The organism is Pseudoalteromonas sp. T1lg88 (assembly GCF_002964765.1).
Classification (GTDB): domain Bacteria; phylum Pseudomonadota; class Gammaproteobacteria; order Enterobacterales; family Alteromonadaceae; genus Pseudoalteromonas.
The window spans coordinates 1-657 of record NZ_PQCF01000030.1; the positions used below are offsets into that span (position 1 = coordinate 1).

At 41.9% G+C, this 657-nt stretch carries 1 protein-coding gene; it reads right to left on the minus strand.

Going from position 1 to position 657, the window contains the following annotated elements; all coding sequences use genetic code 11:
• Nucleotides 1-420: 420 nt before the first annotated feature.
• On the minus strand, nt 421-657 hold a 237-nt coding region (locus tag C2M34_RS15900; RefSeq protein ID WP_234398785.1), incomplete at its 5' end, for a hypothetical protein.

Below are 657 nucleotides of genomic sequence, written 5' to 3' on the forward strand. Positions count from 1 at the left end.
CGGGTTTTTTGCGTTTGTAGGTCGGTCTTTTAGGCCGACAATGCGGCATGGATCTGCACCTTGTCGGGGTAAACCCCGACCTACAACAGCCTTGTCGGCAAACCCTTACTTAAAAAACTCCCACAGCTATCTCTAGGCGAGGCTTTAGCCTTGCAAAATCAGAATATTAAACCCGCTTGGATGTTGATCACAGAAGGCTGGTAAACAGAGCTGTTTTAACAATACTTCCCTGTAGCTTGGTTACCTGAGTTCGGCATGGGGTCAGGTGGGTCCAGAACGCTATTGTCACCAAGCAAATTGGTTACTAATCGCTGTTGCAATCAGTATTAAATTCGGAAAGCTTTATAAGTAATGTGTCTACTTCAGTCTTTATTTCTAACTTCTAACTTAACAGTCTCACACCATTTTGGTGTTGTATGGTTAAGCCTCACGGGTGCCTTGCACGCAGGAGGTCAGCAGTTCGATCCTGCTTAGCTCCACCACTTTACTACTCCTTCTTATAGATAAACATTCTTTCGGGGAAAAGCCCTGAGAATAGAGTGTGTTTAACTCTGAGAAGTCATTCTCTTGCTCTTTAAAAATTTGGAAAGCTGATAAAAACTTTGAATTGTTCAATTTGAATAATTTAGAGTTCTCAATAAGTAAAGAAATATGCCA